This is a genomic window from Alteromonas sp. G5_S2_22_S1 (genome assembly GCF_054968525.1).
In genome coordinates, this window is sequence record NZ_JBQKUJ010000029.1 from 20687 (window position 1) to 29401 (window position 8715).

Here is an 8715-nt window from a genome sequence, read left to right on the forward strand (position 1 = left end):
ATTTACCCTTCGCTTTTCATTAATGAATTCCCAGAATTGTGCTCTTCAGACTTGTCGTTCGAATGTAAAATTCGAAATAGTGCGGGTAAGACGAAAAGCGTTAAGATTGTTGAAGAAATTACACCTCCTATTACAACGGTTGCCAATGGTCTTTGAACTTCAGAGCCGATTCCTGTGTTTAATGCCATTGGAATAAAACCTAGCGAAGCTACGAGAGCTGTAGTGATAACAGGTCTTAATCTCGTTACTGCTCCTTCAATAATTGCACTTTCGAGCAATTGGTTCCTCGAAATTAAATCCCGAATAAACGAAACAAGCACTAATCCGTTCAGAATTGCTATACCAGATAACGCTATAAAGCCGACTGCCGCAGATATTGAAAAAGGGATGCCTCGAAGGTACAGAGCAAAGATCCCCCCTGTAAGTGCCAACGGAACCCCTGAAAAAATAATGAGCGAGTCTTTTATCGAACCTAGTGCCAAGAATAAAAGTAAAACAATAAGAACAAGTGTGACTGGCACCACAATGCTTAAACGCTCAGACGCAGACTGTAGCTTTTGATAAGTACCACCATATTCAATCCAGTAACTGGCAGGTAATTTAACTTTAGATTTAATCGCTACCTGTATATCTTGAACAAAGCTACCTAAATCTCGACCACGCACGTTGGCAGTAACAACGACTCTGCGCTTTCCGTTTTCGCGGTTGACTTGATTAGCTCCTAAAATAACTTCCATATCAGCAAGCTCTTTTAGAGGTATATGCTCACCATTTGGTAAGGAGATAGGCAAATTAGACAGCGAATTTACATCTTGGCGCTTTTCCTCAGGAAGACGCGCTACAATATCGAAACGTTTATCGCCTTCGTAAAATTTTCCTGCGACTTGCCCCCCCATAGACACAGCTACTTGTGTTTGAAAGTCTTCAAGGCTAAGCCCGTATAATGCGAGCTTTTCTCTGTGCGGTAGAAAAGTGAGTACTGGAAGACCTTTAGTTTGCTCTACCTGCACATCACGTATACCTTCAACATCCTGAATTGCCGTTTCGATTTCTTTCCCGAGTTCAGCCAAAGTATCAAAATCATCACCAAATACTTTTATTGCAAGCTCTGCTCTAACTCCAGCAAGCAACTCATTAAATCGCATCTGTATTGGTTGGAGAAATTCATACCTATTGCCTGGCACAGGTGTAACTAGTTCTTCTAATTCAGCAACTAGCTGTTCTTTAGTCTTATTAGGGTTAGGCCATTCGCTTCTAGGCTTAATAATTATAAAATTATCAGCAACGCTAGGAGGAACTGCATCTGTAGCTACATTCGCGGTACCTATTTTTGCAAATACGCGCTCTACTTCGGGTAACGCTTTTATTCTCTCTTCAAGTACTTTCTGCATCGCAATAGATTGCGATAGTGAAGTACCAGGAATTCTCAGCGCATGCATCGCGATGTCGCCCTCATCAAGGTTTGGCACAAACTCACTGCCGAGCCGCATCCCCATAAATGAAGCCAGCACAACTAATGAAAATGCAACTGTAATGACCAGCCATCTCGCCTTTAAAATAACCTTCAGAGCAGGCCTATAAAGTGATACTGAGGTATTGATAATGATGTTTTCTTTCTCAGTTACCTTGCCTTTGAAAGTTAGCGCAATAGCAGCAGGGATAAATGTAATTGAAAGTACCATCGCGCTAACAAGAGCTATTACTACCGTTATTGCCATTGGGTGAAACATCTTTCCCTCAACACCTGATAGCGCAAATATAGGTAAGTAGACTGCGGTGATTATGAAAACCCCGAATAAAGCAGGTCGAATGACCTCTCGTGTCGCATCGTAAACTAAGGATAAACGTTGTTTGGCGTTAAGCTCGCCTTTTTGAGTGGCATGAGAAAGTCTCCTCAAACAATTCTCAACGATAATGATAGCCCCGTCGACTAACAATCCAAAATCGAGTGCACCTAAGCTCATCAGATTCGCTGTTGTTCGTGTTTGAATCATTCCCGTTACAGTCATAAGCATGGCGAAAGGAATAACTAAAGCTGTCAAAAATGCGGCTCTTATGTTGCCTAATAGTAAGAACAGAACAACAATGACCAAAATAGCCCCTTCAGTAAGGTTCATTTTGACCGTATCTAATGTTGTATTGACTAGTTTTGTTCGATCGTAGACAGCGTTTACGACTATTCCTTCGGGAAGTGACGCGCTAATTTCTTTTATTCGTTCACCAACACCTCTCGCGACCTTTTGGCTGTTCTCGCCTATCAACATAAAGACTGTACTCAGCACGACCTCTCGACCATTCTGTGTTGCAGCCCCAGATCTTAGCTCCTTACCTTCTTTTACTTCCGCGACGTCTTTTACTCGAACAATCTTGCCAAGGTCTGTAGGCAAAGGAATCTCAGAAATTTGTTTAAGCGTTTCCACTTGTCCAGGCAGTCGAATTAACCATTGAGCACCATTTTTCTCAATAAAACCTGCACCTTTATTTGAATTATGCTTTCCTACTGCATTTATGACATCTTGCTGAGTTAAACCGAATAACAATAATTTATCGGGGTTCAGTGCAATAAGGATCTCGCGCTCAAATCCTCCAATTGGGTTGACTTCAACAACGCCTTCTACTTGCATCAATTGTGGGCGAATTACCCAATCATGAACTGTTCTTAAGTCTGTCGGGGAAATTGGACGACCATCTTCATTGGTTGCCCCTTCCTTAGCGTCAACCGTGAACATGAATATTTCACCAAGTCCCGTAGAAATTGGCCCCAACTCAGGCTCCAGTCCTGAGGGAAGTTCAGATTTTGCAGCGTTAATACGTTCATTGACTAATTGCCTAGCAAAATAGATATCAGTGTCATCATTAAAGATTGCAACTACTTGTGATAATCCATAGCGAGATACAGAACGCGTATAAGACAGGTTTGGAACTCCTGACAATGCGGTTTCAAGAGGAAACGTGATACGTTGCTCTACCTCCAGTGGGGTATACCCAAGTGCCTCTGTATTTATTACAACCTGCACATTGGTAATGTCTGGTACAGCATCAATTGGCAGCTTTTGGAAGTTCCAAAGGCCAAGCATCGCTACCGCGAAAACAAAAACGAGAATTAGCTTACTTCTCTCGATTGAAAATTTTAAAATAGCATCTAACATTCAAGGAGTTCCTTAGTGGTCGTGAGACGCGCCCGACTTCTCAATATCAGCCTTTATTATGTAGCTGTTGAGAGTGACATATTCTGTTCCAGAGGGAATGCCGTTTAGTACTTCAACCCATCCCTCTGCTTTTCGGCCGAGCTCAAGCATCCGAACTTCGTATTGATCACCAAACTTTCCATAGACCACCGTGAAATCTCTGAAAGCCTGAAGGGATTCCTCTTTCACAGCTCTTTCAACGGTGAATGAGTCAAAGAGAATTTGGGCAGTTATAAACTGTCCTGGTGAGTAAAAGCCGTCATTATTATTGACAATGGCGCGATAGACTTTTGCTTGCGAGCCGTTAACGGCATAAAGGCTGTCAAAAATTTTAGTGCTTATCGTCTTATCGTGACCCGGAACTTGTATATCGACGGGAGCATCTAACAATTTCTTGTTTTGGTCTTCTGGATATACGTTCAGCTCTGCTATTAATTGCGAGGTATCAGTAATAGCGACTAGTTTCTTGTCTCCCGATTGTTCGCCTACCCCAATATCCTGAAATGTAATTAGGCCATCAATCGGCGATTTAACTTGATAACTTTGCAAGCTTTCGCTTGATTGGATAGTGAAAAGAGTCTGCCCTTTCTTTACTGCTTGACCTAAAATGACATCAACAGAAGTTACTTCGCCTGGATAACGCGCAGATATATTCCTCACTGCATTGGGAGGTAAAACTAACTGGCCATATACTTTGAACCGCTCATTAAGTTTTTTACTCGATACGAAATCGGTTTTAATGTCCATAGCCTTTGCTAGTGAATCATCTATTTTTGTCCTTCCTTCATAGTTATCGTAAGACCATTCGTATGTTTTGCCTTGGTAATTGGCGGTAAGTGAAACTAAAAAAGAGTGAGGTTCATAGATAACCATGTCACCGCGCAGATAATTGCCCTCAACATAAAAATCTATGTCATCGATGCCATCTCCCAAACGCGTGAGTTTTACGTGCACTTCAATGTCTTCAGCTGATATTCGCTGTCCTGCATAACTAGCGTATACACGAAATTCGGGAGGGGTGCCGGTTTCATAAATCGCCAGCTCGATAGCAAGGTCACCCTGTCTCAATACTCGACCATTATTAGGGCCTTTCTCTACTTCTTCTTGAGCAATTTCTTTAGCTGACTCAGCAACAGCTAGGTTACTGATTGCGGATAAGCTAATGCCAATATGGGCAAATGCTATTAAGGTAAATAATTTGCGAAGTTTCATAGTGCTCTCTCATTCTTGGATACCGAAGTACCCGTTAATCTCTCTAATTCAATGTTAAATAGTTGAATGTTGGTATAGGCATCGATTAGGCTCTTCTGCGCATTTAACAGTTCTTTCTGGACTGCAAAGAGGTCCGTATATGAGTAACTTCCGATGTTGTATGCTCGACTAGCTTGCTCATTTGCTTGCTCTAACATCGGAATGGAACTGTTTGATAATTTTTGGATTACATGGAGGCTGTGCTTTAATTTGTGAGTCAACAATAGAGCATCAGTGGAAATACTTTGAAGTAAGGCATCAGATTCAGCAGCACTTTGGCTCTGCTTTGCTCGCAAAGACGTGATTAATCCTTTATTACGACCTTCGCCTCCAATAGGTATTGATATCCCAGCTACAAATGCAAAGTCGTCAATTACTTCGTTTCGTCTAATGCCTGTCGACACTTCCCAAGCGGGTGACTCCTCTACTACTGCCAAATCAATTTCAGATTCAATTTCTTGTTGCTGTAATATGTAGCGTTGGATTTTCGGGTTTTCCTTCAATCTTTTCAAAACTTCATCTAACTCAGAAATTGAAGGAATATTTGTAAGCGTTCCAGTTACTGAAAAGTTTGTAGTGCCCTTCCACTGCGCCGCTAATGCAGATTTTGTTGCTGCAATCTCATGAACAAGATCTTCTACTTCTAGCTCGTACAAAGATAGCGAAGCGCGAGCGCGGAGTTCATCGATAGCGTTAGCTCTTGCTGCTTTTACACGACCTTCTACATTGTCCAAGAGATCTTTCGCTTGGTCTTCTGCAATCTTCGCTAACTTTAAGTTCTCTTTTTGAGCCAATAAGGTTATATACAATCGTGCTGTATTTGCTGCGATATCAACGGCTCTAACCTCTTGATCAATTGTAGTTGCATCAGCTTTCGATGAAGCCAGATTGACCCTAGACTCGATAATGTCATTTTCAAGTAACCATGAAATGCTCAATGTTGCTTGCAATCCAGATACCCCTGAGTTGTTGCCAGAGCCCAAGAAATCCTCGAGTTGCGCATTAACTACTTTAGGCGTGCCAACCTCAGCTTGAGTAATAAGAGCTTTTGCAGCCTCTGATTTATGTGTGAATACATGTAATTCAGGATGTTGTTGCAGAGATAGACTAATTGCATCATTCAATGTGAGTATTTCTTGTGCATTAACACCAACAGACATCCCACTGATGGACATGCTTATAAGCATACCACTCACAAAAAACCGATTGATGATCGGTTTTTTGCTTAATTTTTTTCCAAAAAACATAAATAAATTCCTTATGAAAGCTTTTTAAAAGCCTTCGACTAGGTTTGAAAATAAAAACCGTTCACCGGTCGGTTTTCAGAATTAATTTTAATGGCTAAACACCGTTTCAATAAGATGATGAACACCGTCTAAAGAAGTCATACATAGAAAAAATAATGCAATGGCAAAAGAGAACGCTACAGTCTTATTGATAGGTGACAACTGCAACCTACCCAAGAGGAAATAGATGCGTTGCTCAAGAACATCTGCGCCGAAATTTACAACTAAAGCGCTTGACTTAAGTATGTGCTCTTGCGCATTCAGCTTTGCAACTTTAACTAAAGTGCTTGCAACAAATATCCGGTCAATTCCTTCTTCTAATACAGCATTGTCTGCATCTTGTTCCATAGCCAACACCATCTGTAGAGTTAGTAATCTTGCTATTGGTGCGAAATAAAACGAGACCAAAATACTAAACAGCCACTTTTTCAGGGGATCATTATTTACAACATGCGCTCTTTCGTGCTTTAAAATGACATCAAGTTCTTCGGGAGTAACCTCATTCAAAAGCCCTGTAGTTATGAAGCATTTCTTGCTCCGTATTCCAGAGGTAAACGCTGCAAATTTAGGTATCTCAACTTCATATACCCCCCGGCTTAAGTTTTTTGAGAGGCAAGTTAGCAAGCTCACCTCCTGTCTATGAAGCCATAGCTGTCTCGTCTTTGAAGTCAATACAAACATCATGTAAGAGAGCAGGAGTATTATTGTAACTGCATGCCAACTAAACCAGTTGAAATCTGATATATGATGCCAATGAGCATATTGTTTAGTTTCAAATATGCTTGAGTAGACATATATATCAAGTAAGTAAAGACAGACTAAAATGCTCATTATCCATGGCATTGAAACACAAAACCAAAGCAGAGCTTTCCTTGGTTTTAACTGAACAGATGTTAACTTTTGTCCTAGTAAAGATACGCCAATAGACACAACCAAATTAGTTATTGCGAATGCAATAGTAAAAATTGCTAGCAGGTTGAAGAATATTGTCATTATTTTACTTAATCCTTGTTCACTGACTTGAGCTTTTTTTGCTCTTCTATAAGTTGCTCTAGTTTAGTTAGTTGGTCGACACTAAATTCACTTGAGATGGAAGAAAAAGCTGCGATAAGGCTGCTATCGTCGCCAGCAATAAAGTCACTAGCAACTGACTTTATAAGCTGTCCGATCAACTCGTATCTCTCGACTTTTGTGTTATAGATATATGCATGCCCCTCTTTTTTTCTGGCTAGAAGTCCCTTTTTGAAAAGGCGATCAAGTGTACTCTGGTAGGTATTTAAGCTTCCTCCCCTCACATTTATGAAATGCGAATAAAGTTGCTTTACATCAACATCTTTGTGCTTCCATAAATAATGTAGAACTAGCTTTTCAAGTTCACCAAGATTCATATTCGCCGCACCCTTTTAAAAAACCGATTAACGATAGGTATTATACATAGAGAGTACCGACCGGCAATCGGTTTTTATCTCAGTTTTTTTTTCACTTCATCGTTAGGCGGAACTTATTAATAATATTATCTCACTATATTTTGCACTAAATACACCCACGCTTTCTCAACTCCTCAGCCCATTCTTTAAAGCGTTTTTCGTCGCGCTCTGCGGTCTTTGCACGTCTGTTCAATGTTTTCTTAGACAATGCTTTGGGCTCTTCTTTGTCAAATGTTACTCCAGACAAAGCATCGGCAAACATTTCCGGCTTTACGTGACTATAGTGCTGCTCGATCATTGCTGTACTGGTTCCACATTGGCGCGCAATTACGTCCATGCTGGTTCCGTTGAGAAGCTGCCACGTAATGTAGGTATGTCGAAGAGAGTATAGCGTTCGCGGTCCTCTGGGTGACTCTTTTAATCCCGAACTTTGGAGAGCTTTCTCAAATGCCTTACCTAATTGCTTTGTGGGTTCACCATTTGCTAGCAAAAATAGTTTTTGGTTAGGTGTACGCAGTGGAAAACGTTCTCTGAGTCTAGTTAAAGCACCAATCACATCACGTTTACAAACTACTTTACGAGGGCCTGTATATTTTGTTGTTTTACCTTTGGTGATGTGAATGAAGAATTGAGCTTTAGACCCTTGCGTTTTTATTTCGATGTCCTTCCACGTTAAGGCGTCCATTTCCGTTCCGTGCCTAATACCAGTATTTATTGTTATTTCACAATAATCATAAAGTAACTCACAGATCTGACGAGTTTTTTCACTATGGGCATTAAATTCTCTTTCTAGTATTGCGTCCAATACAGCTTCGTATTCCTCTTCCGAAAATGCAGAGCGGCGTTTGCCTGCTTCACCTTTAGATGAAAGAACAGGTACTTGAGCGGCGATCATCCATTTTTGCTCAATAGCTTCTTTAAAAACGAGCTGAAGAGCAGCATTGTGAGTTAATAATGTAGAGGAGGCTGGAGACTTCTTCATCCGCCCTTTACGCCACTCATCAAATTTAGATATTTCTTCTTGGTCAATTGAAGTAATAAATGTCCGTGAAAAGTAGGGGATGTGGTAGTTTTCTAACGCTCGAATATAGTCTTTATAGGTGCGTTTACCGCCCCCGTGTTCTAGTTGCTCTTCAAGCTTTTCGATGACGCGGTCAGCTACGTCTTTGAATCGCTTACTTTGGACTAGTGTGTTATTTTCGTGTCTAATTTGGTGGTCTAAGAAGATTCGATGTGCCATGGCGATAGCTTCGTCTTTATCTTTCTTCTTAGTTGATTTACAGAGCCATTTTTTGTGATTGGTTAGTATAAATCGCGCATACCAGCGCTCACTGTTATCTTGTTTAAAGATATACAGCTCGTCGTTTATGTCGTGTCTTTCAGTCTGTTTTGCCATAGCGCCAGTAAAACAGAAAAGAGCTCTCTTTGCAAAGAATTTGCAAAGAAATTAAAAGTTGCATATTTTCAATGCTTTAGAGTGGTGATTTGCATTGAAAATCCGCGTGTCCCTGGTTCGATCCCGGGTCGAGGCACCATCATTGGAACCTGATAGTTTATTGAAAG

The 8715-nt window shown here is 40.8% G+C and carries 6 protein-coding genes; all 6 read right to left on the reverse strand.

Translation table 11 applies throughout. From position 1 onward, the window contains the following. Window positions 1-2: 2 nt before the first annotated feature. A complete protein-coding gene (locus ACTRWF_RS19145; RefSeq protein ID WP_196898116.1) occupies window positions 3-3149 on the reverse strand; it encodes an efflux RND transporter permease subunit in 3147 nt (1048 codons plus the stop codon). A 12-nt stretch (window positions 3150-3161) separates the two neighbouring features. Further along, window positions 3162-4400: an HlyD family efflux transporter periplasmic adaptor subunit gene (locus ACTRWF_RS19150; protein ID WP_462836058.1), complete on the reverse strand. Its 1239-nt coding sequence runs from the start codon at window positions 4398-4400 to the stop codon at window positions 3162-3164. Beyond that, complete coding sequence (locus tag ACTRWF_RS19155) at window positions 4397-5686, reverse strand: TolC family protein (RefSeq protein ID WP_196898120.1); 1290 nt, start codon at window positions 5684-5686, stop codon at window positions 4397-4399. The genes ACTRWF_RS19150 and ACTRWF_RS19155 overlap by 4 nt, the downstream gene beginning before the upstream one ends. Window positions 5687-5773: 87 nt before the next feature. Beyond that, on the reverse strand, window positions 5774-6718 hold the full coding sequence (locus ACTRWF_RS19160; RefSeq protein ID WP_196898122.1) for a M56 family metallopeptidase: 945 nt from the start codon (window positions 6716-6718) through the stop codon (window positions 5774-5776). 8 nt (window positions 6719-6726) lie between these two features. Beyond that, window positions 6727-7113, reverse strand: a complete 387-nt coding sequence (locus tag ACTRWF_RS19165) for a BlaI/MecI/CopY family transcriptional regulator (protein WP_012516825.1) — start codon at window positions 7111-7113, stop codon at window positions 6727-6729. Window positions 7114-7258: 145 nt separating this feature from the next. After that, on the reverse strand, window positions 7259-8548 hold the full coding sequence (locus tag ACTRWF_RS19170) for a tyrosine-type recombinase/integrase (protein ID WP_012516826.1): 1290 nt from the start codon (window positions 8546-8548) through the stop codon (window positions 7259-7261). Window positions 8549-8715: the final 167 nt, after the last annotated feature.